Annotated in this window: 23 protein-coding genes and 1 tRNA gene; 6 read left to right on the forward strand and 18 right to left on the reverse strand. The window is 69.2% G+C overall.

Annotation, left to right across the window (positions count from 1 at the left end):
* Positions 1-98: 98 nt before the first annotated feature.
* Complete coding sequence (hemW, locus tag H7U32_RS03380) at positions 99-1409, reverse strand: radical SAM family heme chaperone HemW (protein WP_239457455.1); 1311 nt, start codon at positions 1407-1409, stop codon at positions 99-101.
* Between the two features lie 7 nt (positions 1410-1416).
* The gene (lepA, locus tag H7U32_RS03385; RefSeq protein ID WP_204468065.1) at positions 1417-3300 is read right to left on the reverse strand and encodes a translation elongation factor 4; all 1884 of its coding nucleotides are present in this window, start codon (positions 3298-3300) and stop codon (positions 1417-1419) included.
* Positions 3301-3463: 163 nt separating this feature from the next.
* On the opposite strand from lepA, the gene rpsT reads away from it, so the two are divergent.
* Positions 3464-3724: a 30S ribosomal protein S20 gene (gene rpsT, locus H7U32_RS03390; RefSeq protein ID WP_204468067.1), complete on the forward strand. Its 261-nt coding sequence runs from the start codon at positions 3464-3466 to the stop codon at positions 3722-3724.
* Positions 3725-3827: 103 nt separating this feature from the next.
* Here rpsT and H7U32_RS03395 read toward each other — a convergent pair whose 3' ends face one another.
* The 3 genes from H7U32_RS03395 to H7U32_RS03405 all read right to left on the reverse strand — a co-directional run bounded on the left by H7U32_RS03395 (position 3828) and on the right by H7U32_RS03405 (position 6634).
* Positions 3828-4565: a trimeric intracellular cation channel family protein gene (locus H7U32_RS03395; RefSeq protein WP_204468069.1), complete on the reverse strand. Its 738-nt coding sequence runs from the start codon at positions 4563-4565 to the stop codon at positions 3828-3830.
* A gap of 83 nt (positions 4566-4648) precedes the next feature.
* Positions 4649-5776 (reverse strand): branched-chain amino acid aminotransferase, encoded by a 1128-nt coding sequence (locus tag H7U32_RS03400; protein ID WP_204468071.1) that lies wholly within the window; start codon positions 5774-5776, stop codon positions 4649-4651.
* Between the two features lie 252 nt (positions 5777-6028).
* Entirely contained in the window at positions 6029-6634 is a 606-nt protein-coding gene (locus H7U32_RS03405) for a 50S ribosomal protein L25/general stress protein Ctc (RefSeq protein WP_204468073.1), read from the reverse strand.
* 359 nt (positions 6635-6993) lie between these two features.
* On the opposite strand from H7U32_RS03405, the gene H7U32_RS03410 reads away from it, so the two are divergent.
* Entirely contained in the window at positions 6994-8001 is a 1008-nt protein-coding gene (locus H7U32_RS03410; RefSeq protein ID WP_204468075.1) for an alpha/beta hydrolase, read from the forward strand.
* Positions 8002-8098: 97 nt separating this feature from the next.
* Here H7U32_RS03410 and H7U32_RS03415 read toward each other — a convergent pair whose 3' ends face one another.
* Genes H7U32_RS03415 through H7U32_RS03425 form a run of 3 tightly spaced genes read right to left on the reverse strand, consistent with a single transcriptional unit; the run spans position 8099 to position 11010 of the window.
* Complete coding sequence (locus H7U32_RS03415) at positions 8099-9544, reverse strand: NAD(P)(+) transhydrogenase (Re/Si-specific) subunit beta (RefSeq protein ID WP_204468077.1); 1446 nt, start codon at positions 9542-9544, stop codon at positions 8099-8101.
* A complete protein-coding gene (locus H7U32_RS03420; protein ID WP_204468079.1) occupies positions 9544-9849 on the reverse strand; it encodes an NAD(P) transhydrogenase subunit alpha in 306 nt (101 codons plus the stop codon). The genes H7U32_RS03415 and H7U32_RS03420 overlap by 1 nt, the downstream gene beginning before the upstream one ends.
* Positions 9850-9864: 15 nt before the next feature.
* On the reverse strand, positions 9865-11010 hold the full coding sequence (locus H7U32_RS03425; protein ID WP_204468081.1) for an NAD(P) transhydrogenase subunit alpha: 1146 nt from the start codon (positions 11008-11010) through the stop codon (positions 9865-9867).
* 245 nt (positions 11011-11255) lie between these two features.
* On the opposite strand from H7U32_RS03425, the gene H7U32_RS03430 reads away from it, so the two are divergent.
* Positions 11256-13289: an AMP-dependent synthetase/ligase gene (locus H7U32_RS03430; RefSeq protein ID WP_204468083.1), complete on the forward strand. Its 2034-nt coding sequence runs from the start codon at positions 11256-11258 to the stop codon at positions 13287-13289.
* 25 nt (positions 13290-13314) lie between these two features.
* Here H7U32_RS03430 and era read toward each other — a convergent pair whose 3' ends face one another.
* The 6 genes from era to H7U32_RS03460 are packed head-to-tail and all read right to left on the reverse strand — an operon-like array spanning position 13315 to position 18647.
* Positions 13315-14301, reverse strand: coding sequence for a GTPase Era (gene era, locus H7U32_RS03435; protein WP_204468084.1), 987 nt, complete (start codon positions 14299-14301; stop codon positions 13315-13317).
* Between the two features lies 1 nt (position 14302).
* Entirely contained in the window at positions 14303-15721 is a 1419-nt protein-coding gene (locus H7U32_RS03440; RefSeq protein WP_204468086.1) for a hemolysin family protein, read from the reverse strand.
* A 55-nt stretch (positions 15722-15776) separates the two neighbouring features.
* Positions 15777-16322, reverse strand: a complete 546-nt coding sequence (gene ybeY, locus H7U32_RS03445; protein WP_204468088.1) for an rRNA maturation RNase YbeY — start codon at positions 16320-16322, stop codon at positions 15777-15779.
* Complete coding sequence (locus H7U32_RS03450; RefSeq protein WP_204468089.1) at positions 16319-17431, reverse strand: PhoH family protein; 1113 nt, start codon at positions 17429-17431, stop codon at positions 16319-16321. Before H7U32_RS03450 ends, ybeY begins: the two co-directional genes overlap by 4 nt.
* A gap of 24 nt (positions 17432-17455) precedes the next feature.
* The gene (locus tag H7U32_RS03455; protein WP_204468091.1) at positions 17456-17794 is read right to left on the reverse strand and encodes a histidine triad nucleotide-binding protein; all 339 of its coding nucleotides are present in this window, start codon (positions 17792-17794) and stop codon (positions 17456-17458) included.
* A 55-nt stretch (positions 17795-17849) separates the two neighbouring features.
* Positions 17850-18647 carry a 16S rRNA (uracil(1498)-N(3))-methyltransferase gene (locus tag H7U32_RS03460; RefSeq protein WP_204468093.1) on the reverse strand — a complete coding sequence of 266 codons (798 nt, stop codon included), beginning with the start codon at positions 18645-18647 and terminating at the stop codon, positions 17850-17852.
* A gap of 111 nt (positions 18648-18758) precedes the next feature.
* Between H7U32_RS03460 and H7U32_RS03465 the strand changes: the two genes are divergently transcribed.
* The 3 genes from H7U32_RS03465 to glgC all read left to right on the forward strand — a co-directional run bounded on the left by H7U32_RS03465 (position 18759) and on the right by glgC (position 21262).
* A tRNA-Leu gene (locus H7U32_RS03465) sits at positions 18759-18846 on the forward strand.
* A gap of 116 nt (positions 18847-18962) precedes the next feature.
* Positions 18963-19847 (forward strand): TrmH family RNA methyltransferase, encoded by an 885-nt coding sequence (locus H7U32_RS03470; protein ID WP_204468095.1) that lies wholly within the window; start codon positions 18963-18965, stop codon positions 19845-19847.
* A gap of 167 nt (positions 19848-20014) precedes the next feature.
* On the forward strand, positions 20015-21262 hold the full coding sequence (gene glgC, locus H7U32_RS03475) for a glucose-1-phosphate adenylyltransferase (RefSeq protein WP_204468097.1): 1248 nt from the start codon (positions 20015-20017) through the stop codon (positions 21260-21262).
* Positions 21263-21342: 80 nt separating this feature from the next.
* On the opposite strand, the gene H7U32_RS03480 is transcribed toward glgC, so the two are convergent.
* From H7U32_RS03480 to sufC, 4 genes are all read right to left on the reverse strand, one after another.
* On the reverse strand, positions 21343-21909 hold the full coding sequence (locus H7U32_RS03480; protein ID WP_204468098.1) for a metal-sulfur cluster assembly factor: 567 nt from the start codon (positions 21907-21909) through the stop codon (positions 21343-21345).
* A gap of 63 nt (positions 21910-21972) precedes the next feature.
* Complete coding sequence (gene sufU / locus H7U32_RS03485; protein WP_204468100.1) at positions 21973-22545, reverse strand: Fe-S cluster assembly sulfur transfer protein SufU; 573 nt, start codon at positions 22543-22545, stop codon at positions 21973-21975.
* A gap of 32 nt (positions 22546-22577) precedes the next feature.
* Positions 22578-23849, reverse strand: a complete 1272-nt coding sequence (locus H7U32_RS03490; protein ID WP_204468103.1) for a SufS family cysteine desulfurase — start codon at positions 23847-23849, stop codon at positions 22578-22580.
* A 74-nt stretch (positions 23850-23923) separates the two neighbouring features.
* Complete coding sequence (gene sufC, locus H7U32_RS03495) at positions 23924-24703, reverse strand: Fe-S cluster assembly ATPase SufC (protein ID WP_204468105.1); 780 nt, start codon at positions 24701-24703, stop codon at positions 23924-23926.
* Positions 24704-24731: the final 28 nt, after the last annotated feature.

Consider the following 24731-nt stretch of genomic DNA (forward strand, 5'->3'; position numbering starts at 1 on the left):
GTGTACCGCCCGCGCATGTCGGTCTCGCTCCGGCGTCCATATACCGAATGGACCGCGCGTGTCAAGGGTGTGTCCGGCGGCGGCGCGGGGCGGGGGCGTCAGCCGAGCAGCCGTTCGATGACGAGGTCGTTGAGCAGCCGGCCGCGCAGCGTGGGAACGAGCCGTGTGCCGTGGCGTACGACGAGCCCGTCGGCGACGAGTCCCTCCACCACGGCCGGGTCGGGCGGCGCCGGCAGGCCGGCCGTCTCCAGGCCCTCCCGCAGGCGGATGCCGAGCATCACGCGCTCCTCCAGGTCCGCCTCGGGGCCGATGGCCTCGCCGTCTGCCCACGGCACGCGGCCGGCGGCCAGCGCCGCGGCCCACCGGCGCGGATGGGCGAGGTCCCAGGCGCGCAGCCCGCGCGGGGCCGCGGCGGGGTCCGCCGCCGGGCCCGGGGCGACGCCCTCCGGGCGGGGGCCGCCCTCCCCCGCCCCGCCGGCGCGGGCGACGGGGCGGAAGCCTTCGGAGTCGTCGGCCCCGTCCACGTCGGCGTCGGGGAACAGGTCCGTGGCGCCGGCGACGGCGCGGTAATGGCTGTGGGCGCCGGGGCCGATGCCGGCCCAGTCGACGTTGCGCCAGTAGCCGAGGTTGTGCCGGCTTTCGTAGCCGGGGCGCGCCCAGTTGCTCACCTCGTACCATCGCAGCCCCGCGGCGGCGAGCAGTCCGTCGGCGATCTCGTATTTGGCGGCCTCGTCGTCGTCGTCGGGCCTCGGCAGCGTGCCGGCGGCGATGCGCCGGCCCATCGCCGTGGTCGGCTCGACGGTGAGGGCGTAGGCGGACACATGGTCAGTGCCCAGGTCGATGGCGGCGCGCACCGACGCGCGCCAGTCGTCCAGGCTCTCCCCCGGCGCCCCGTAGATGAGGTCGACGCTGGCGTCGAGGCCCGCGGCACGGGCGGCGCGCACCCCGGCCTCCACGTTGGCGGGGGTGTGCGTGCGGTCGAGCGTGGCGAGCACATGCGGCACGGCGGACTGCATGCCGAAGGAGAGGCGGGTGAAGCCGCCGTCGGCAAGCTCGCGCACATAGCCGGCGTCCACCGTGTCCGGGTTGGCCTCGCTGGTCACCTCGGCCCCGGGCTCCAGGCCCCACAGCTCGCGGATGGCGGCGAGCATGCGGTTGAGGTCGCGGGCCGGCAGGATGGTCGGCGTGCCGCCGCCGAAGAACACGGAGGCGGCGCGGGGCTCCTCGATGCCGCGCGCGGCCTGCCACGCGCGCACCAGGCGCATCTCGCGGATGGCCAGGTCGGCGTAGTTGCGGCGCGACGCCCCGCCGCCCAGGTCGGCGGCGGTGTACGTGTTGAAGTCGCAGTACCCGCATCTGCGCAGGCAGAACGGGACGTGCACGTAGACCTCGAACGGCGTCGTCGGCATGCGCGGGTCAGTTCTCGGTCTTCTGGGCGGCGCGGATCTTGTCCTTGGTGTCGCGGTCCACGGACTTGTCGTCGCCGGTGGACAGGGCGGCGATGAACGCCTCCTGCGGCACCTCCACATGGCCGAGCATCTTCATGCGCTTCTTGCCGGCCTTCTGCTTCTCAAGCAGCTTGCGCTTGCGGGAGATGTCGCCGCCGTAGCACTTGGCGAGCACGTCCTTGCGCAGCGCGCGGATCGTCTCGCGGGCGATGATGCGCGAGCCGATGGCCGCCTGGATTGGGATCTCGAACTGCTGGCGCGGGATGAGCTCGCGCAGCTTCTTGGTCATCATCACGCCGTAGGAGTACGCCTTGTCGCGGTGCACGATGGCGGAGAAGGCGTCCACCTTCTCGCCCTGGATGAGGATGTCCACCTTGACCAGGTCGGCCTCCTGCTCGCCGTCCTCGTGGTAGTCGAGGGAGGCGTAGCCCTTGGTGCGGCTTTTGAGCTGGTCGAAGAAGTCGAACACGATCTCGGCCAGCGGGATGTGGTAGTGCATCTCCACGCGGTCGGCGGACAGGTACTCCATCGTGCCCATGATGCCGCGGTTCTCCTGGCACAGGTCCATCACGGCGCCGATGAACTCCTTGGGCGTGATGATGTCGGCCGCGACCATCGGCTCGACGATCCGCTTGACCTTGCCGTCGGGGAATTCGCTGGGGTTGGTCACATGGTGCACGGAGCCGTCCTCGCTGGTCACCTCGTAGGTGACGTTCGGGGCGGTGGAGATGAGGTCGAGGCCGAACTCGCGCGAGAGGCGCTCGGAGACGATCTCCATGTGCAGCAGGCCGAGGAAGCCGCAGCGGAAGCCGAAGCCGAGGGCCACGGAGGTCTCCGGCACGTACTCCAGGGCGGCGTCGTTGAGCTTGAGCTTGTCGAGCGCGTCGCGCAGCTCGGGGAACTGGGCGTTGTCGATCGGGAACAGGCCGGCGTACACCATCGGCTTGGGGTCGCGGTAGCCGGGCAGCGGCTCGCTGGCCGGGTTGGCGGCGGAGGTGACGGTGTCGCCCACCTTGGACTGGCTCACATCCTTCGCGCCGGTGATCACGTAGCCGACCTCGCCGGCGCCGAGCGCGTCTGTGGGGGTCATGTCCGGGCTGATCACGCCGATCTCGATCGGGTCGTGCGTCATGCCGATGCCCATCATGTGGATCTTCTCGCGCTTGCGCAGCTCGCCGTCGACCATGCGGATGTAGGTGACGATGCCGCGGTACGAGTCGTACACGGAGTCGAAGATCAGCGCGCGCGCCGGCGCCTCGGGGTCGCCGGTGGGCGCGGGCACGTCCATGACGATGGTGTCGAGCAGGTCGGCCACGCCCTCGCCGGTTTTGCCGGAGACGCGCAGCACGTCGCCCGGCTCGCAGCCGATCAGGCCGGCGATCTCCTCGGCGTGCTTGTCCGGCTCGGCGGAGGGCAAGTCGATCTTGTTGAGCACCGGGATGATGGTCAGGTTGTGGTCGATGGCCATGTACAGGTTCGACAGCGTCTGCGCCTCGATGCCCTGGGTGGCGTCGACGAGCAGCACCGCGCCCTCGCAGGCGGCCAGCGCGCGGGAGACCTCGTAGGTGAAGTCCACGTGGCCGGGGGTGTCGATCATGCCGAGCGTGTACTCCTGGTCGTCGAAGGTCCACGGCACGCGCACGGCCTGCGACTTGATGGTGATGCCGCGCTCCTGCTCGATGTCCATGCGGTCGAGGAACCGGTCGCGCATCTCGCGTTCGGGCACGATGCCGCTCAGCTGCAGGATGCGGTCGGCCACGGTGGACTTGCCATGGTCGATGTGCGCGATGATGCAGAAGTTGCGGATCAGCGATTGATCCGTGGAACCGGGCCGGTTATGCTGGGCGACCACTGGATGTGCCTCCTGGCTGGGGGATGGGTTGTGTCAAACTGCACCAATGATAGCCGATGCCGGCGCCGACGGGGCGCGACCCGGGCCATGGCCGTTTTCCCTCCCCCGTGCTATCATCCCAGTCTTGTATGTCCTTACATAGCTAACGTCGTTTGGAGTTACATTGGCTAACATCAAGTCGCAGAAGAAGCGCGTCCTCACCAACGAGAAGGCGCACAAGCGCAACGTGGCCGTCAAGTCCGGCCTGAAGACCGCCATCCGCGCCACCCGCGAGGCCATCGCCTCCGGTGACAAGGCCGCCGCCGAGGCCGCCTACAAGGTCGCCTCCCAGAAGCTCGACAAGGCCGCTGGCAAGGGCGTCATCCACAAGAACCAGGCCGCCAACCGCAAGTCCGGCCTGGCCGTGGCGATCAACGCGATGTGATTCGGCCGGCTGGAATCCAGCCGCTGGAACGACGGGACCCCGCCTTCCCCTTCGGGAGGGCGGGGTCCCGTCGTATGTTCCGGACGTCCGGGGCGGCTGGCGGTCAGCGCCCCTCGCCGGAGCGTCCGGGTGCGTCGGACCGGGCGGTCTCCCGGCGCTGGGCGCGCGATTCGCCGGGCAGATACACGTTGCGCCGGGCGACGGCGCCGGGCACGGTGATGTCGAAGCGGACGGACAGCAGGCGCATCGCGATGACCAGCGCCACGACGCCTAGGTCGAGGGCGATCTCCCCCTCCATGCCGACCCATCCGTGTTGCAGCGCCTTGCACACGAACACGGTGAGCACGGAGCCGACCGCGGAGGGCACGAAGTACCAGTGGCGGTCGCGGATGATCATCGGCACCTCGTTGATGAGCATGTCGCGCACCATGCCGCCGCCGATGGCGGTGAACATGCCCATGAACACGGCGGTGGTGCCCGAGCTGCCCAGGCCGATGGCCTTGGAGGTGCCGTTGACGGCGAACAGCGCGACGGCGAGGGCGTCGAGGGTGAGCATCGACCATTTGAGCTTGTCGACCTCGGGGTGGATGACGGCCACGGCCACGCCGGAGGCGAGGGCGGTGAGGATGATGCCCTTGTCGGAGACGCCCACGGGGGTGACGCCGAGCATGACGTCGCGCATGATGCCCCCGCCCAGCGCGGTCAGCCAGGAGGTGATGACGATGGCGGTGAGGTCGTAGCCTTTGCGCACGGCAGCGAGCCCGCCGACCATGCCGCAGCAGAAGATGGCCACGTATTCGATGCCCATGAGGAACCCGTTGCTTTCCAGCGCCACTTCCATGCCGTGCCTCTCCCTGCCTTGCCCGTGGAACGCGAAAGGGCCGTGCCATGTGGCACGGCCCTTGTCAGTGTAGCGCGCAGAGGTCAGCAGACCTTCCACATCCAGTTGTGCGGATCGTCGATCTCGCCCATCTGGATGCCGAGCAGCTCGTTGCGCAGGTCGAGCGTGAGCTTGCCGGAGCCGCCGTCGGCGACGGTGACGTCGAACTTCTCGGACTTGAAGCGGCCGATCGGGGTGATGATGGCGGCGGTGCCGCAGGCGAACACCTCGGTGACCTCGCCGGACTTGATGTCCTCGAGCAGCTGCTCGAGCGGGATCATGGTCTCCACCACGTCGCGGCCATGGTCCTGCATGAGCTGGATGAGGGAGCGGCGAGTGACGCCGGGCAGGATGTTGCCGGTCAGCGACGGGGTCTCCACGTGGCCGTCCTTGTGGACGACCATCATGTTCATGCCGCCGAGCTCCTCGAGGTAGGTCTTGGTCGCGGCGTCCACGAAGCACACCTGCTCGCAGCCGTTCTCGATGCCCTTGTACTCGCCGAGCAGCGAGGCGGCGTAGTTGCCGCCGCACTTGGCGAAGCCGGTGCCGCCGGGGCCGGTGCGGAACCACTTGTCCTCCACCCAGATGCTCACCGGCTTGACGCCGCCGGGGAAGTACGGGCCGGAGGGGCTGGCGATCACGCAGTAGTCGACCTCCTGCGGGGCGCGCACGCCGAGGAACGGTTCGGAGGCGAACATGAACGGACGCATGTACAGCGTGTACTCGCGGCGGGAGGGCACCCAATCCACGTCACGCTTGACGAGCGCGGCGACGGAGCCGAGGAAGTCGTCGACGGGCAGCTCGGGCAGGTACAGGCGCTTGGCGGAGTTCTGGAAGCGCTCGGCGTTCGCGTCGGGGCGGAACAGCCAGGTGGAGCCGTCGGCGTGGCGGTACGCCTTGAGGCCTTCGAACACCTCCTGGGCGTAATGGAGCACGGAGGCGCCCGGGTCCATTTTCAGCGGCGCGTAGGGCTCGATGCGGCGGTCGGACCAGCCCTCCCCCTTGGTCCAGGTCATGTGGGCCATGTTGTCGGAGAAGACCTGCCCGAAGGCGGGCTTGTCGATGAGCTCCTGGCGCTTGGCGTCGGAGGCGGGGTTCGGGTTCGGCAGGACGGTGAACGGCTCGGTGAGCTTGTCGAGGGCCGCGGGGTCGTGGTGGGTGTTTTCGGTCATGATCACTTCTTCATTGTCATTGGTGAAAACGTGCCGGCACGCCACCCAGGGCGTGCCGGCGGGATGCGTCGTTCGGCTTGTGGCCGATGCTGGTGTCCACTGTCTCACAGCCATGTGCGGCCGGCGGACGGTGGTTCACATCGTGAAAGGCGATGGTACGGGGCAGGCCCACGGCCCGCATGGGGCCGTGGGCCTGCGAAGGAAGGCCATGGTGGCTCCGGGCCGGCCCGGCGGGCCGTGCCGCGGAAAGGGTCACTCGGCGTCCGTGGCCGCGGCGGTGTCCGCGGTGGCGTCGGCCTCGGTGGTGACGGAGGCGTCCTCCGGGACCTCGACGGTCACGACCGGCTCGTCCAGGTCGTCCATGTCGAGCTCGACGCCCTCGGGCAGCGCCACGTCCTTGAGCAGGACCTTGGTGCCGTCGACCATGCCGTCGACGTTCACGACGATGCGCTCCGGCAGGTTGGCCACATCGGCGCGGACCTTGAGCTCCTGAATCTCGACGAACGCGACGGCGACGCCCTTCGGGGTGCCCTCGGCGAACACCGGCACCTCGACGTCGATCTTCTCGCCGGCCTTGACCTCGTAGAAGTCCACGTGCTCGACGGTGCGCTTGAGCGGGTTGCGCTGCACGTCCTTGACGACGGCCATGCGCTTGTCGTCGCCGAACACCAGGGTGAACAGGGCGTTGGTGTGGCGCAGGGCGTTGGTGGTCTCCTTGGCCGGGAGCTTGATGAAGGCGGGCTGCTCGCCGCCGGCGTAGATGGTGGCCGGGATGAGGTTGGCGACGCGCATGCGGCGGGCAGCGCCCTTGCCGAACTCGTCGCGAATCTGGCCCTCGAGGGTGATGGTGTTGGCCATTGCTGACTCCTTGGTTGATCGATTCGTCCGTTCCGTCCCGGCGCCTCGACGCGCCGCACGCCGGACCCGCCCCAAGGAGGGATTCGCGTGACGTCGAGTCGATTACGGAGGCCGCATGGGTCTCCCTCGCCAAGACAACGGTTCTCAAGTGTACACAGGACGCGGACAATCTGCCGCTCCCGCGGACCGGCCGCGGCGCGGGCGGCGGCTGGCGCGGGGCCGGAGGGGCGATAATGGAGGGTATCGCCGTCATCCGACCAGTCACTGAAGAACCGAGGCTCGCAATGGTACGCACGCCGACCCGCACACCGCATCCCGCTCCCCCGTCCCGCCGAGGGCGGCTCCTCCCCGCGACCGCCGTGGCCGGCGCCGGCCTCGGCCTGGCCGCCGCCGGGGCGGCCGCGGCCGTCCTGGCCACCGCGGACTCGCTGTTCGCGACGCTGATCGACACCCAATCGCCGAAGTCGGTGCTGCGCCGGAAGGAGCAGGCGGCGGCCGACGGCCGGGCCGAGGCCGGCGCGGGACGGCCCGCGGCGGGTACACGTCCCGTCCGCGACGCCGGGGAGCAGGCCGAGGCCGCCCGTTGGTTCGAGGAGAGCCGGCAGCCGGTGGCCATGCGCAGCCATGACGGCCTGCGCCTGCGCGCGTGGCTGGTGGACCCGGATTGCGCCGACCCCACCCCGCACCGGTATGCGGTCTGCTGCCACGGCTATTCCGGCGGTCCGGACGAGATGGCGAAGGTCGCGCACCGCTACGCGCGCATGGGGTTCACGGTGATGGTGCCGGCGATGCGCGCCCATGCGCCGTCGGAGGGCCGCTACGTGGGCATGGGCTGGCTGGACCGCATCGACCTGCTCGGCTGGATTCGGCTCATCGTCCAGGCCGATCCCGAGGCGCGCATCCTGCTGCACGGCCAGTCCATGGGTGCCGCCGCGGTGATGATGGCGGCGGGCGAGGCCAGCCTGCCCCGCAACGTGGTGGCCGCGGTGGCCGACTGCGGCTACACCTCGGTGTGGGACGAGTTCCTGGCCCAGGCGCGGGTGCTGTACCATGCGCCCCGCTGGCTGGCGGCGCCGGTGCTGGCCGCGATGAGCGCCCTCGCCAGGCGCCGCGCCGGCTACGGGTTCAAGGAGGCGTCCTGCCTGCGCCAGCTGCGCCATACGACGATCCCGATGCTGTTCGTGCACGGCGGCGCCGACGACGTCGTGCCCGTCGCCTGCCTCGAACGCCTGTACGAGGCGTGCAACAGCGTGCACCGGGAGAAGCTGCTGGTCCGCGGAGCCGGGCATACGATGAGCTCCAGCGTGGACCCGATGCGGTACTGGGGCACGGTCGGCCGATTCGTCGGCGAGGCCTTCGGCCGGTGAGCGGGCCGCGTCCCCGGTAGCGCCCTCCGATACGGAGACGGGGCGCCTCCCCCGCCAGGGGAGAGCGCCCCGTCGATTATCCGGACGCGTCAGGCGCTCAGGCGAGCAGCTCCTTGACGGCGGCGATGACGGCCTGCAGGCCGGCCTTCGCGTCGCCGAACAGCATCTGCGTGTTGTCCTTGAAGTACAGCTCGTTCTCAATGCCGGCGTAGCCCTTGCCGCGGCCGCGCTTCATGACGACCACGTTCTGGGCCTTGTCCACGTCGAGGATCGGCATGCCGGAGACCGGGGTGCCGGGGCGGCGCGCGGCCGGGTTGGTCACGTCGTTCGCACCGACCACAAGCGCCACGTTGGCGGACGGGAACTGCGGGTTGATATCGTCCAGGTCCACGAGCTCCTCGTACGGCACGTTGGCCTCGGCCAGGAGCACGTTCATGTGGCCGGGCATGCGGCCGGCCACCGGATGGATCGCGTAGGACACCTCCACGCCATGGCCCTTGAGCAGCTCGCCCAGGTCGGCCAGCTCGCGCTGCGCCTGCGCCTGCGCCAGGCCGAAGCCGGGCACGAAGATGACCTTGTCCGCGTAGACGAGCTGCACGGCCACGTCGTCGGCGGTGGTCTCCTTCATCGTGCCCTCGGGGCCCTCGGCGGCGTCGGACGCGGCGTCGGAGCCGCCGAAGCCACCGGCGAGCACGGACACCAGCGGACGGTTCATGGCCTTGGACATCGCGATGGACAGCGTCACGCCGGCCGCGCCGACCAGGGCGCCGGCCACGATCAGGGCGATGTTGTTGATGGCCAGGCCGCTCATGGCCACGGCGGTGCCGGTGCAGGCGTTGAGCACGGAGATGACGACGGGCATGTCCGCGCCGCCGATCGGGATCACGAACACCAGGCCGTAGCACAGGGCGAACACGGTGACGAGCACGCTCCACAGCAGGCGCTGCTCCGGCTGCGCGCACAGCATCACGAAGGCGAGCACGGCGAGCACGGCGAACGCGACGTTCCACACGGCCTTGGCCGGCAGGGTGAGCTTGCGCATGAACTTGAGGCCTTGCAGCTTGCCGGCGGCCACGAGGGAGCCGGTGAAGGTGACGGAGCCGATGAGCACGCCCAGGCCGGCGGTGATGAGCACCACGAGGGACGGGGCGGATTCGGAGGTGAGGATGTCGTTGAGCGCGACGAGCGCGGCCGCGCCGCCGCCCACCGTGTTGAACACGGAAACGAGCTGCGGCATGTCGGTCATCTTAACCTTCTTGGCGCTCCAGACGCCGGCCACGGCGCCGATCACGATGCCGAGCACGAGCAGGGCGACCGCCACGGCGTGCTGGAAGCCGTTGGAGGCCTCGTTCACGAACAGCACGGCGAAGGCCATCACGCAGGCCATCACCATGCCGGCGGCGGAGATGAGATTGCCGCGGCGGGCGGTCTTCGGGGAGTTCATCAGGTGCAGGCCGATGACGAACATCACGGCGGCGAGCAGGTAGACGAACCATTCGACGACGCCAAGCGGGGTGGAAAGCGTCTGTTCCAGGGTGCCCATCACTTGGCCTCCTCTTCCTTCTTCTTGGACTTGTCGGACTTGAACATCTCGAGCATGCGGTCGGTGACCACGTAGCCGCCGACGACGTTCATCGTGCCGAGCACGGCGGCCAGGAAGATGAACACCCAGGCCAGCGGGCTGGTGGCGTGCGCGGCGACGATGACGACGCCGACGATGACGATGCCGTGGATGGAGTTGGCGCCCGACATGAGCGGGGTGTGCAGGGTGGCGGGCACCTTGCCGATGACCTCGACGCCGATGAGCAGCGCGAGGATGAACAGGGTGACGGCGACGACGATATCCATGGGCCTTCCCCTCCTTTACTTCTCTGCAGCGGTTGCTGACGCGGCGCGGCCGGCGACGACAAGCGCGTCGTCCAGCTCCTCGCCCGGGGCCTGGGCGAGCTTGCCGTCACGCACGAAGTGCGCGAGCACATCGGCCACGTTGCGGGCGAGCAGGTCCGAGGCGGTGGTGGCCACGCCGGAGGCGAGGTACGGGGCGCCGATGATGGTGACGCCGCCGTCGGTCACCTGGGTGCCGACCGTGGAGCCCTCGACGTTGCCGCCGAGGTCGCTGGCGGCGCAGTCGACGACCACGGCGCCGCGCTTGAGGCCCTCGACTCCGGCACGGGTCAGGAGGACCGGCGGCTTGCGGCCGGGGACCTTGGCGGTGGTGATGACGATGTCGAATCCGGCGGCCTTCTCGTCGACGGCGGCCTGCTGGGCGGCCTGCTCCTCGGCGCTCAGGGCGCGCGCGTAGCCGCCCTCGCCCTGGCCGGCGGAGAAGTCGAGGCCCAGGTCGAGGAACTTGGCGCCCAGGGACTCGACCTCGCCCTTGGAGGCGGGGCGCACGTCGTAGGCGGTGACGACCGCGCCGAGGCGCTTGAGCGTGCCGATGGCCTGCAAGCCGGCGATGCCGGCGCCCAGGACCAGCGCCTTGGCCGGGCGGATGGTGCCGGCGGCGGTGGTCATCATCGGCAGGAAGGAGGCATAGGCGTCGGCGGCGACGATGGCGGCCTTGTAGCCCATCACGGAGTTCTGGGAGGTCATCTCGTCCATCGACTGGGCGCTGGAGAGCTGGCGAGGCAGCCGCTCGATGGCCACGCCGACGAGGCCGGCCTTCTCCAGGGCGTCGATGTAGTCGGCGTCGGTGAAGGAGCCAAGCATGCCGATGATCCAAGTGCCGGCCTTCGCCTTGGCCAGGACGGCGGCGTCGGGCCTGTCGACGAAGCCGAGCGCGTCGGCGGCGGCGATGACCTCGTCACGGGAGGCGACGGTGGCGCCGGCGGCGACGTAGGCATCGTCCGTGTAGTTCGCTGCGGCGCCTGCGCCGCGTTCGATGAGGCAGGAGACGCCGCTCTTGCCCAGTCTGGTGACGATGTCCGGCGTCAGCGCGACGCGCGACTCGGTGTCGCCCGTCTCGTTGAGCACGCCGAACCGCACCGTGGCCTCGTGGGTTTCAACCATGGGAGCCCTTTCTTCTGGTTCGGGAACCTTCCCGGTCCGTCCCGCCCGGCGCCCTGGCCGGTGCGCGGGGAGGACCGCGGTGTACGCAGGAAAGTGTAATCGCACCGGGCGAACGAGGGCATCGGCTACGGCACCGTAAGGTGACGTGTCGCGCGCGAAGGTCTAAGGTGGTGGGCAGCGGCGGGGCGCGCCGCGTGTTTTCGCGCGCCCTGCATGAGATGCCAGCCGAGGTCAAGGAGCCTTCCATGTCCGTTCTCACCAGTCTGAGGCAACACACCAACGAGCTCACGCGCAAGGCGCTGCGCCTGGGCAAGGACTTCATGCATCCCACCAACGACGATTCGGGCAGCCAGCCCGACTACGCCGTGAACGAGCCCACCCCCACCGGCTCCATCGCGCTGCCGAACACGGCGGAGTGGGGCCCGGGCTTCCCCACGCTCACCCAGATCGACCGGGCCACGGGCCTGATGACCACGAAGACGGAGGACCTGCCGCCGCTGGACGAGGGCACGTCGATCTACGACATCTACGCCGACCGCGCCCGCCGCATGGGCGACTCCCCGCTGTACACGTACAAGGTGGACGGCGAATGGCGCACCAAAACCGCCAACGAGTTCCTCGCCGAGGTGCGCGCCGTGGCCAAGGGCCTCATGCACTGGGGCCTGCGGAAGGGCGACGCGGTGGCGTTCATGTGCCGCACCTCCTACGAGTGGGATCTGACGGACGCGGCCATCATGGCCGTGGGCGGCGTGCTCGCCACGATCTACGACACCGACTCGGCCGAACAGATCCGCAACATCGTGAACAATTCGGACGCGCGCCTGCTCATCGTGGAAAGCAAGGAGATGCGCGCCAAGGCGGAGGGCGCCGAGACCGAATGCCCGTCGCTGGAGCGCACGCTGTGCATCGAGACCGGCGCGCTCGACGAGCTCAAGGCCTACGGCACGTCGGTGCTCGACGAGGAGCTGGACGAGCGCATCGCGTCGATCAGGAAAACCGACCTGTGCTCCATCGTGTACACCTCCGGCTCCACCGCCGCGCCCAAGGGCGTGGAGATGACGCACGAGCACTACTGCGCCACCGCCTTCAACCTGCCGCCGTATATGCCCGCCCTGCTCAAGGACGGCGAGAACAAGTCCGTGCTGCTCTTCCTGCCGCAGGCGCATTCCTTCGCGCGCGCCGTCAACTACATCGTCGTGGCGGCGAACCTGCGCATCTACATCGCGCAGGGCATCTCCACGCTCATCCAGGACCTGCAGGTGGCGCGTCCCTCCGTGATGATCGTGGTGCCGCGCGTGCTGGAGAAGGTGTACAACGCCGCCTCCCAGAAGGCCGGCCATGGCGCCAAGGGCGTCGTGTTCGCCTCCGCCGTGGTCGCGGCGCAACGCTACATGAAGGAGCTGGGCGAGACCGGCCGGGTGTCCGCCGTCACGCGGGCCAAGCGCGCCGCCTACGATCCGCTGGTGTACAAGGCGCTGCGCGAGGTGCTCGGCGGCCGCGCCGAGTGGATCGTGGCCGGCGGCGCCCCGCTGGACCCGGAGCTGCTCGCGTTCTTCCGCGGCGCGAACGTGCCGGTGTACGAGGGCTACGGTCTGACGGAGACGACCGCGCCGTGCGCGTTCAATCCGCTGGGCGTGCCGTACCACGCCGGTTCCGTGGGCATCGCGTTCCCCGGCTTCTCGCTGCGCATCGCCGAGGACGGCGAGATCCAGGTCAAGGGCCGCTCCGTGTTCCACCGCTACCACAAGAACGACGCGGCCACCGAGGATTCCTTCACCCCGGACGGCTGGTACGCCACCGGCGACCTGGGCCGTCTCGACAACGACGGCTTCCTGTACATCACCGGCCGCAAGAAGGACCTCATCATCACCGCCGGCGGCAAGAACGTGGCCCCCGGTCCGATCGAGGAGGTCATCAAGCGTTGCGAGTTCGTCTCGCAGGCGCTGGTGCTCGGCGACAAGCGTCCGTTCATCTCCGCGCTCATCACTCTGGACGAGGAGGCGCTGCGCCTGTGGCTGACGGCCAAGGGTCTCGACCCGGACATGCCGATGGAGCAGGCCGCGGACAACGCGGCGGTGCGCGCCGAGGTGCAGAAGTGGGTGGACAAGGCGAACGAGGGCGTCTCGCGCGCCGAGTCCGTGCGCAAGTTCATCATCCTGCCCGAGGACTTCAGCCAGGAGAACGGGCTGATGACCGCCTCGATGAAGGTCATCCGCCCGAAGGTCATCCAGCGCTACGCCGACCTGCTCAACACGCAGATGTACACCAAGCGCCGGTGACGGCCGGCGCGGGGCCGGCGGTCGGTCAGAAGCCCAGGCGTTCGAGCTTCTTCGGATCCGACTGCCAGCCCTTGGCCACCTTGACATGCAGGTCGAGGCGGGCCTTGCGTCCGACGATGCGGTTGACCGGCGTGCGCAGCTTCTTCTTGACGGCGGTGAGGTTGGAGGCGCCCTTGCCGATGATGATCGGCTTCTGCGAGTCGCGCTCCACGTAGATGGAGACATGCACGTCGGCCTTGCCGTCGTAGGCCTCGCCGGTCTCGTTGTCCTCGGGATAGTCGATGGAGTCCACCACGACGGCAAGGGAGTGCGGCAGCTCGTCGTCCAGCTGCTCGAGGAAGGCGCCGCGGATAAGCTCGGCGATGGTCTCCTCGGGCCTCTCCTCGCTCACCTGCCCGGCGGGGTACATCTGGGGGCCTTCCGGCGTGTGGTCGATGAGCACGTCGCGCACCTCGGCGAGATTGTCATGTTTGAGGGCGGAGACGGGCACGATGTCCGCGAAGTCGGCGAACTCGTTGATCTCGATGAGCTTGTCGATGAGCTGCGCGCGGCTGAGCTCGTCGATCTTGGTGACCACCGCGATCAGCGGCACCTTCCACTTGAAGGTGCCGTCGTCGCGTTTGGCGGCGAACTCGGAGCGCAGGCGGGAGAGGATGCGGCGGTCGCCGGGGCCGATCTCTTGGTCGGCGGGCAGCAGGAAGGCGACCACGTCCACGTCGGCGAGGGACTCGTCGACGATGTCGTTGAGCCGCTGGCCGAGCAGCGTGCGCGGCCGGTGGATGCCGGGGGTGTCCACGAGCACGAGCTGCGCGTTGTCGGTGGTGAGGATGCCGCGGATGGCTTTGCGCGTCGTCTCCGGACGGGAGGAGGCGATGGCAATCTGCGTGCCGATGAGCGCGTTGATCAGCGTGGATTTGCCCACGTTCGGCCGTCCCACCACGGCCACGAAACCGGAACGGTACGGCTCGGACGCCTTCACGGGGCCGCCGGCGTTGGTCTGCTCGTCTGTCATGTCACTCCTTGCCGCCGGCTGCGTCCTGGCCGGCCTCGTCCGCGGCCGGGCGCCGCGGTTCCTTCGTGCTGCCATCTTCCCCATCGGCCTCGACGTGCGCGGGTTCGGCGACGATCGTGGAGACCTTCTTGCGCCGGCCCGCGGAGTCCACCGCCGTCAGCCTGATGCCGCGGGTCACGGCGGAGGCGCCCACGATGGGCACGCGGCCGAGCACCTTGGTCAGCAGCCCGTAGACGGTGTCCACATCGTCCTCGTCGATGTCGACCTCGAACAGCTCCTCGAGCTCGGCGATGGGCGTGCGCGCCGGCATGCGCCAGGTACGCTCCCCCACCTTCACCGGCTCCAGGCGCTGCACGCGGTCGTGCTCGTCCTCCAGCTCGCCGACGATCTGTTCGATGGCATCCTCGATGGTGACCATGCCGGCGATGCCGCCGTACTCGTCGACGACGATGGCGACGTGCTGGCGGGAGCGCTGCATCTGGTGGAACAGGTCGTCCACCGGCTTGGACTCGGGCACGAGCATCGGGTCGCGCACGATGGATTCGACGGAACGGTCCTTGGACGCCGGGTTGAACGCGGTGGCGCGCACGGCGTCCTTGAGATAGGCCACGCCCACCAGGTCGTCCACGTCCTCGCCGATGACGGGCACGCGGGAGAAACCGGAGCGCGAGCACAGGCGCAGCATGTCCTCCAGCGTGGCGGCGCGGTCGATGGTGATCATGTCGGTGCGGGGCACCATGATCTCGCGCGTGAGCGTCTCGGACAGCGTGAGCACGTTGCGCAGCATCTCGGAGACCTCGGGGTCGAAGCCGTTCGTCTCGACGAGGCGGTCGATGGCGGCGCGGCCCTGCTCGATCTGGATCTTCTCGAGCTCCTCGTCATCCGACAGGTCCGCCAGGCGCTTCTTGGCCTTCTGGGAGCCGAGGCGGGCGAAGGGGGTCAGGCGCACGGCGACGGTGGCCATGCCGGCGTGGCGGATGAGCGTCTCCGCGGGCTTGGGGGCGCCGGGGTTGCGCGGGCGTGCGAGCACCGCGACCACGGCCACGGCGAGCGCGAACACGAGGCCGGCGAGCAGCTCGGCCCACAGCGGCGCCCCGTACAGGGCCGCGATGCCGCACACGATCACGCCGTCGAGCACATTGCAGGCCACGCGGAAGAACGAGCATCCGCCGACGGTGGCGTGGCGGTCGGCGATGAGCCGCTGCACCTTGTGGATGCGGTCGATGCGCTTCATGCGCATGAGCTGGCCGATCTCCTGGTCGGTCTGCACCTCGAGGATGAGGTTGTTGAGGTTGGAGCGCGTGACGCGCGCGACGGCGCCTTCGACGGCGGCCATCGTCAGCGACAGCCATACGAGCAGCACGGCGACGAGCACGAGCGCGGCGGTGATGGCGATGAGGGCGGTACTGGAATACTCCATTTCGGCGGTCCTTGTGGTCCTTGTGGTCCTTATGGTCCTGGGTTCGGTGGTGCGGTCAGTGGCCGAGCTGGCGGCCGGAGCCATGCGCCGCGTCGTATTCGGCCAGGGCGTCGGGCGTGCCGGCGGGCAGCTCGACGGGTGCGCCCGCACCGTGGCGCACGGCGATGAAGGTGAGCAGGAGCTGGCGTTGCAGGCCGAACATCTGACGCTCCTGATCAGGGGTGACATGGTCGTAGCCGAGCAGGTGGAGCACGCCGTGGATGGTCAGCAGCATCATCTCCTGGAGCGTGGAATGGCCGGCGGCGGCGGCCTGCTGGGCGGCCACCCACGGGCACAGCACGATGTCGCCGAGCATGCCCTCGGGCGTGGTCTTGCCGTCGCCGGGGCGCAGCTCGTCCATCGGGAAGCTCATCACGTCGGTGGGCCCCTCGAGGTTCATCCAGCGCAGGTGCAGCTCGGCAATCGACTCGGGGTCCACGAACATGATGGACAGGTCGGACTGGGTGCTCACGCGCATCTGGTCCATCACCCACACGCCGAGGTCGGAGAACACCTTCGGGTCGATGGTCCATGCGGTCTCGTTGGTCACTTCGACGCTCATGCGCGCGGGTTCTCCTTCGTCATGCGGTTGTGGGCGGTGTGGTCCCCGGCGAGGGCGGCGTGCCGTTCGTAGGCTTCGACGATGCGTCCGACGAGCGCGTGGCGCACCACGTCCTGCGCCTCGAGCCGGGCGAAGGCGATGCCTTCGATGCCGCCGAGGATCCGTTCGATGGTGGCCAGGCCGGAGCGGGGCACCGTCAGGTCCACCTGGGTGATGTCGCCGGTGATGACCATCGTCGTGTTGAAACCGAGGCGGGTGAGGAACATCTTCATCTGCTGCTCGGTGGTGTTCTGCGCCTCGTCGAGGATGACGAAGGCGTCGTTGAGGGTGCGGCCGCGCATGTAGGCGAGCGGGGCGACCTCGATGGTGCCGTCGTCCATGTAGCGGCGCAGCTGGTCGGCGCCGAGCATGTCGGAGAGGGCGTCGTACAGCGGGCGCAGGTACGGGTCGACCTTCTCGTTGAGGGTGCCGGGCAGGAAGCCGAGGTTCTCGCCGGCTTCGACGGCGGGGCGAGTGAGGATGATGCGGCGCACCTGGCGGTCCTGGAAGGCGCGCACCGCCTTGGCGACGGCCAGATACGTCTTGCCGGTGCCGGCGGGGCCGATCGCGAAGGTGATGGTGTGGGAGGCGATGGCGTTGACGTAGGCGGTCTGTCCGGCGGTTTTGGGCCGCACCGGCTGGCCGTTGGCGTAGGTGATGACGCCCGGCACGTTCGGCTTCCTGCGGCGTTCGCCCGGTCCCTGGCCCGCGCGGGGCGCCTCGCGCCGTTCCGCCTCGCGCAACGCCTCGACGGCGGGGCCGTGGCCGGGGTGCTCGCCGCGCACCGCGTTGGGCAGCACCTGCTGGTCGAGCATGCGGCGCACCGTGTCGGCGTCCATCGGCGCCGTGTGCGCGGCCTCGACAATGGAGGCGAGCACGTCCTCGGCGCGGGCGGCGTCGGACTCGGTGCGCTTGGAGCGGGACACGACGGCGATGCGGTTGCCGCGCACGATGAACATCAAGTCGGGGAAGGCGTGCTCGACCTCGCGCAGCACCTCGTCCACGGGGCCGAGCACGGCCACCGGATCGAGCTGGTAGGGGATGGTGATGGTTCGGGTTGTGGTTGCCACGGGTTCCTTCGCTCGCGTGGGTGGTTACTCGTCCAGCTTCTCGCCGGTCATCACGTGGGCGTGCACGTGGAAGACGGTCTGGCCGGCGTCGAGGCCGGTGTTGAAGACCAGGCGGTAGGCGCCGTGGTAGGCGTCGTCGGCGATGCGCTGCGCCACTTCGATAAGATGCGCCAGCCCGGCCGGGTCGGCGGCGGCGAACTCGGCGACGTTCGCGTAGTGCTGTTTGGGCACGACGAGCACATGCACCTTGGCCTTGGGGTTGATGTCGTTGAAGGCGTAGACGGCATCGTCCTCGTACACCTTGGAGCTGGGGACCTCGCCCGCGATGATCTTGCAGAACAGGCAGTCGTTCGATTCGCTCATTGGCGCTCCTTCGTCATATGGTTCCGCGGCCCATCCTATTGTCCCGCCCCGACGCTCAGGCGTAGCGCCCCAGCGCGCGGCTGAGCAGCGACAGCGCGACGGGGCCGGCCGCCGAGGCCCTGAGGATCGTATGCCCGAGCACGCACACATGCGCGCCGGCGTCGCGGAAGGCCTCCACCTCGGCGTCGGCGATGCCGCCCTCGGGGCCGACGACGACGGCGATGGAACGGGGCCGGCCGTCGTCGACGCAGCGCCCGGCCAGCGCGTCCACCAAGGATTCGATCGAGGACCAGGTGTCGGTGGCGTCCTGATGGAGCACGATGACCAGGCCTCCGTGCACGTTGGAGCGCAGGATTTCGGAGACGACGCCCTTGGAGGTGACGCACTCCCCCAGCTCGGGCCGCCAGGAGCGGCGCGACTGTTCGGTGGCCGCGTCGAGCGTCTGGCGCCATTTGCGGTCGGTGCGCCCCGCCTTCCACTTGGCGATGGACCGGTCGGCCTGCCAGGGGATCACGGCGTCCACGCCGATCTGCGTGGCCATGTCGATGGCCTGCTCGTCGCGGCCGTTCTTGGCGAGGGCCTGGATGAGGGTGAGGCGGGTGACGGGGCGCGGCTCGCGCGTGAAGGCGCGCACCTCGGCCACGCCTTGGTCGGGGTCGCGCAGCACAGCGGCCACGCGCAGGCCGCGGCCATCGGACAGCTGCAGCTCGTCCCCGGCGCCCAGCCGCATCGCCTGCACCGCATGGCGGCGCACGGCGGTAGGCAGCGTGAGCCGCCAGCCGACGTCGAGGCCGTCGGCGTCCAGGGGCACGTCGTCATGGTCGGGGTCCAGCAAGAACAGCGCATCGGTCATGAGGCCCTAGGCTACACGGCGCCGCGCCGATTGCCGCGACACGCCGATGCCCCTTTCGGTTTGCATCCCCGTCGATCGCTGCTATAGTCATCACCTGTCGCCAAGACACCTGCCCGGGTGGCGGAATGGTAGACGCGCTAGCTTGAGGTGCTAGTGCCTATTTTTAACAGGCGTACGGGTTCAAGTCCCGTCTCGGGCACAGACGAAACCCCCGGTTCTCCGGGGGTTTCTTCGTATCTCAACGACATCGAGCACCATCCGACCAATGGCCCGGCGCCGGCGTGGCCGCGCCCCGGGGCGTGGAAAGGGCCAGCCTTGCGGTTCATCACCCTCGAATCCATCGACGACGAACGCGTCGCCGCCTACGTGAACCTCACCGAGATGCAGCTGCGCAACCGGCTGGAGCCGGAGAAGGGCCTGTTCATCGCGGAAAGCCCCAAGGTCATCGACCGGGCGCTGGTGGCAGGCCGCGAACCGATCTCCCTGCTCGTCGAGGAGCCGTGGATCGAGGGCATGGCCGCCACCTTCGCCGCAATCGACCGGGCCTGGGGCCCACAGGTGCCGGTGTACGTGGCCTCCCCCGAGCAGCTGAAGCGCCTGACCGGCTACCGGCTGCACCGCGGGGCGCTGGCGGCGATGCGCCGCTGGCCGCTGCCCACGGTGGCCGAGGTGTGCGCCGGCGCGCGCCGCGTGGCGGTGATGGAGAACATCGTGGACCACACCAATGTGGGCGCGCTCATGCGTTCCGCCGCGGCCCTAGGCGTGGACGCGGTGCTCGTCACCCCCTCCTGCGGCGACCCGCTATACCGGCGCGCCGCGCGCGTGTCGATGGGCACCGTGTTCCAGGTGCCGTGGACGCGCATCACCGGCGTGAATCCGGACGGCACCCCGGACCGGCACTACTGGCCGTTCCGCGGCATGGCCGAGCTCAAGGAGCTGGGCTTCACCACCGTGGCGATGGCCTTGGAGGACGATTCCATCCCGATGGACGAGCTGGCGCGGCGCATGGCCCTGCCCGAGGGCGCACCGGGGCATATCGGCAAGGTGGCGCTCATCTTCGGCACCGAGGGCGACGGCCTGTCACGCCACACCATCGCCAGGGCCGACCTGACGGTGCGCATCCCGATGGAACACGGCGTCGATTCGCTCAACGTGGCCGCCTCCAGCGCCGTCGCCTTCTACGCGACTCAGCCGCGTTGATATGCCGCGCTGACATGCCGCGCGACACGCCGCGCGGCGCGCCGTCGGACCTCCTTGCGTGTCGCGGAAAATCTGCAATCATGGTCAGTGACCGAGGGCGATGATGCTCCGGTGAGACGTGCGGTGTCGCGAGACGCTTTGGATGGATGTTACGAGAGGAGCATCACATGGCCAAGAACAAGCAGAAGATATTGTCGATCGTGCTGGCGGGCGGCGAGGGCACCCGCCTGATGCCCCTGACGAGGGACCGCGCCAAGCCGGCCGTCCCCTTCGGCGGCGCGTTCCGCCTCATCGATTTCCCGCTGAGCAACCTGGTGAACTCGGATTACCGCCATATCATCGTGCTCACCCAGTACAAGTCCCATTCGCTGGACCGCCATATCTCGCAGATGTGGCGCTTCTCCAACCTGCTGGGCAACTACGTCTCCCCGGTGCCGGCGCAGCAGCGCCTGGGCAAGCACTGGTACCTCGGCTCCGCGGACGCCATCTACCAGACGATCAACATCATCGAGGACGTGCAGCCGGACATCGTCATCATCGTGGGCGCCGACCATGTCTACCGCATGGACTTCGGCCAGATGGTCCGCCAGCACATCGAGTCGGGCGCCGAGTTCACGGTGGCGGGCATCCGCCAGCCGATCGAGCAATCCCACCAATTCGGCGTGATCAACGTCGACCCGGACCACCCGAACCAGATCAAGAGCTTCGAGGAGAAGCCCGACCATTGCGACGGGCTTCCGGACGCCCCGGACTCCTTCCTCGCCTCGATGGGCAACTACGTGGCCAACACGGACGCGCTGTTCGACGCGCTGGCCAAGGACGAGAAAAGCGAGAACACGAAGCACGACATGGGCGGCGACATCGCCCCGTACTTCGCGGCCCGCGGCGAGGCTGGCGTGTACGACTTCAACTCGAACATCGTGCCGGGCGCCTCGGACGTCGACCACGCCTACTGGCGCGACGTGGGCACCATCAAGCAGTTCTACGACGCGCACATGGACCTCATCGCCTATGTGCCGGAGTTCAACCTGTACAACCAGGAGTGGCCGATCTACACGAACACCGGCACGTTGCCGCCGGCCAAGTTCGTGCACGCCGGCCGCGACCGCCTGGGCCACGCCACCGATTCGATCGTCTCCCCCGGCGTGATCGTCTCGGGCGGCGAGGTGCACCATTCGGTGCTGTCCCCGAACGTGCGCATCCATTCGTGGGCGCAGGTAGTGGACTCGGTGCTGTTCGACGGCGTGGTCATCAACCGCCGCGCCCGCGTGTACAAGGCGATCCTCGACAAGAACGTCGTGCTCACGGAGAACTCCACGGTCGGCATCGACACCGAGCATGACCTGGCCCGCGGCTTCACGGTGACCCCGGAGGGCATCACCGTCGTGCCGAAGGGCACCGTCGTGGACGACTGAGTCGGTTCCCGCCAGCATAAGGCAAGGCCCCTTCCGCAGGATCTGCGGAAGGGGCCTTGTCTGTGTGTGCGCGGCTCCGGTCAGTACTTGGGCAGGTTGTCGAGGTTGAAGCCGAGGGCGGCGAGCTGGTCGCGGCCCTCCGGGGTGATGCGCTCCACCGTCCAGCGGGGCTGCCAGGTCCAGTCGATGCGGAACTCCTCGACCAGACCGGCCAGCGTGGAGGCGCATTCGTCCTCGATGAGGTCGGTCAGCGGGCAGGCGGGAGTGGTCAGCGTCATCGTGATGATGGCGCGGCCCTTGTCGTCGATCTCGATGCCGTAGACGAGGCCGAGGTCGATGACGTCGATGCCGAGCTCCGGGTCGATGACCTGGTGCAGGGCCTCGCGCACGTCGGCGGCGGTGGCACGGCCGATCTCGTCGACGAACTTGAGCGGGATGGACGCCTCGTCCTCGCAGCCGCACTCCCCCGTGCCGCCGCAGCCGCAGGAGCCTTCGCGGGCGCCGGTGGCGTTGGCGGGGTCGCCGCCGGGGAATCTGGCGAGGTCGGGATTCGCCATCACGCGGCGGGCGGCGTCCTCGTCGCCGAGGGCCTTGTTCACGGCGTCGAACACCGAGGTGGTGGGTTCGGGCACCAGGTTGTCGTTCATCGTTACCTCCATGATGACGGAATGGTTGGGATGCCGTGGCCAGCGGGGCCGCGGCGCGGGGGCTCAGGCCACGGCGGCGCCGTCCTTGGCGGCGAGGGCCTTGGCGATGGAATCCTTGAGTCCCTCCCAGGCGAGCAGTGCGCATTTGATGCGCATCGGGTACTTGGAGACGCCTTGGAACACGATGGCGTCGCCGAGGCGTTCCTCGGCGGCCTCGTCGTCCAGGCCCTTGCCCCGGGATTCCATGAGCCGGTGGAAGTCGGCGGCCAGGCCCATCGCCTCGTCCACGGTCCGGCCTTCGGTCAGGTCGACCATGATGGACAGGCTCGCCTGGGAGATGGAGCAGCCCTGGCCGTCCCAGATGACCTGGGTGAGGCGGTGGGGCTCGGCGTCGGAGACCTCGACGTGGATCGTCGCCTCGTCGCCGCAGGTGGGGTTGAACTGGTGGGACTCCCCCGGCGTGCAGGCCGCGTGGTTGAGCTGCAGCGTCGTCTCGCCGGCGCTGGAGCCGCCGGCGGACTCCTGGGTGAGGTCGGCGGCGAAACGCCGCCTGCCGTGCGGGTCGCGGGCGGCCTCGAGGATGACCTCCTGGTACATCTGCTCGAGATCGTCGCCGCCCATGCCGTAATCGTTCATCCGAATCTCCTTATCCGCGCGTATGGCGCCGTTCAGGCGCCGAAGAAGCCACGCACCCGCGACACGGCCTCGACGAGGGCGCGGGCCTCGTCGACGGTGTTGTACACGCCGGTGGAGGCGCGGTTCGAGGCGAACAGCCCGAAGTGGCGGTGCACCGGCTGGGCGCAGTGGTGGCCGACGCGGATCGCGATGCCCTGCGCGTCGACGAACTGGCCGACGTCGTGCGGGTGCACGCCGGCCACGTCGAAGGCGACGGTGCCGATGCGCTCCCGGTTCTCCGTGGGGCCCAGGATGCGCACGCCGTCCAGCTCGCCGAGCTTGAGCAGCTCGCCGGCGATGGCGCGCTCGTGGGCCGCCACCTGGTCCATGCCGATGGCGCGCAGCCAGTCGGCAGCGACGCCGGCGGCGACCACCTGGGCGACGGGCTGGGTGCCGGCCTCGAAGCGGGCGGGCGGATCCATGTACTGGGCGGGGCGGTCCATCCAGGCGAGCTCCACCATCGACCCGCCGAAGCTGGCCGGCGGCAGGGCCTCCAGCAGCTCGCGGCGCCCGTAGAGGAAGCCGACGCCGGTGGGGCCGTACATCTTGTGCGCGCTGAAGGCGGCGAAGTCGACGTCGAGCGCGTGGAAGTCGACGGGGATGTGCGGCACGGACTGGCAGGCGTCAAGCACGACGAGCGCGCCGACCTCGTGCGCGCGGCGCACGAGCGGGGCGACGTCGGTGATGGCGCCGGTGACGTTGGCCACGTGGGTGACGGCGACGACCTTGGTGCGTTCCGTGATGACGTCGCCGGCGTCTTCGACGCGGATGCGGCCGTCGTCCTCAAGCCCCAGCCATCGCAGCGTGGCGCCGGCGCGGACGGCCAGCTCCTGGAACGGCAGAAGGACGGAATGGTGCTCGGCCTGGGAGACGACGATCTCGTCGCCGGGCCCCAGCGCGAAGCGCTTCGCCGCCTCGCCGCCGCGGCCGAGGCTGGCGTTGCCGAAGGCGGTGGCCAGCAGGTTGAGGCCTGCAGTGGCGCCGCCGGTGACGACGATCTCCTCCTCGCCTTCCTGCGCGTTGGCGCCGACGAGGCGGGCGACCTTGGCGCGCGCCTGTTCGAAGGCGACGGTGCTACGGGCGGCGAGCTCATGCGCGCCGCGGTGCACGCCCGCGTTGATGGTGCGGTAGAAGTCGGCCTCGGCGTCGATGACGCACTCCGGCTTCTGCGCGGTGGCGGCGGAGTCGAGGTAGATCAGCGGATGCCCGTGCACCTGCTGGTCCAGGATCGGGAACTCGTCGCGGATCGTGGCGAAATCAGCCATCGCAATCTCCTGTTCTGTCGATGCCGTGGCGCCCCGTGGGCCGTGCCGGCCCCACGGGGCGCGCTCCCCCACGCTCAGGCGAGGGCGGACTCGGAGTCGGAGCCCTCGGGCAGGTACTGGTCGTAGCCGCTTTCCTCGAGCTCGTCGGCCAGCTCGGGGCCGCCGGTCTTGACGAAGTGGCCGTCGGCGAACACGTGCACGATGTCCGGCTTGATGTACTTGAGGATGCGGGTGTAGTGCGTGACCATGAGGATGCCGAACTGGTTGGCTTCCTTGGCGCGGTTGACGCCTTCGGAGACGATGCGCAGCGCGTCCACGTCGAGGCCGGAGTCGGTCTCGTCGAGAATCGCGAACTTGGGCTTGAGCAGTTCGAGCTGGAGCACTTCGGCACGCTTCTTCTCGCCGCCGGAGAAGCCCTCGTTGACGGAGCGGGAGGCGAACTTCGGATCCATCTTGAGCCGCTTCATCGCCTCGCCGAGCTCCTTGGCCCAGGTGCGCAGGGACGGCGCCTTGCCGTCGATCTCGGTTTTGGCGGTCCTCAGGAAGTTGGTCATCGACACGCCGGGCACCTCGACCGGGTACTGCATCGCCAGGAACAGGCCGGCCTTGGCGCGCTCGTCCGGGGTCATGGCCAACAGGTCCTGGCCGTCGAGCAGCACCTGGCCGGAGTCGACGACGTACTTGGGGTGACCGGCCAGCGTGTAGGCCAGCGTGGACTTGCCGGAGCCGTTGGGGCCCATGATGGCGTGGGTCTCGCCGGAGTTGACGGTGAGCGTGGCGCCCTTGAGGATCGGCTTGATGCCGTCCTTGGTCTCGACGTGGGCGTACAGGTCCTTGATTTCCAGTGTGGACATTGGTGTTCTCCTCAACAGGTGTGTGGTC

This window comes from Bifidobacterium pullorum subsp. saeculare (assembly GCF_016899725.1).
In the GTDB taxonomy this organism is placed as follows: Bacteria; Actinomycetota; Actinomycetes; order Actinomycetales; family Bifidobacteriaceae; genus Bifidobacterium; species Bifidobacterium pullorum_C.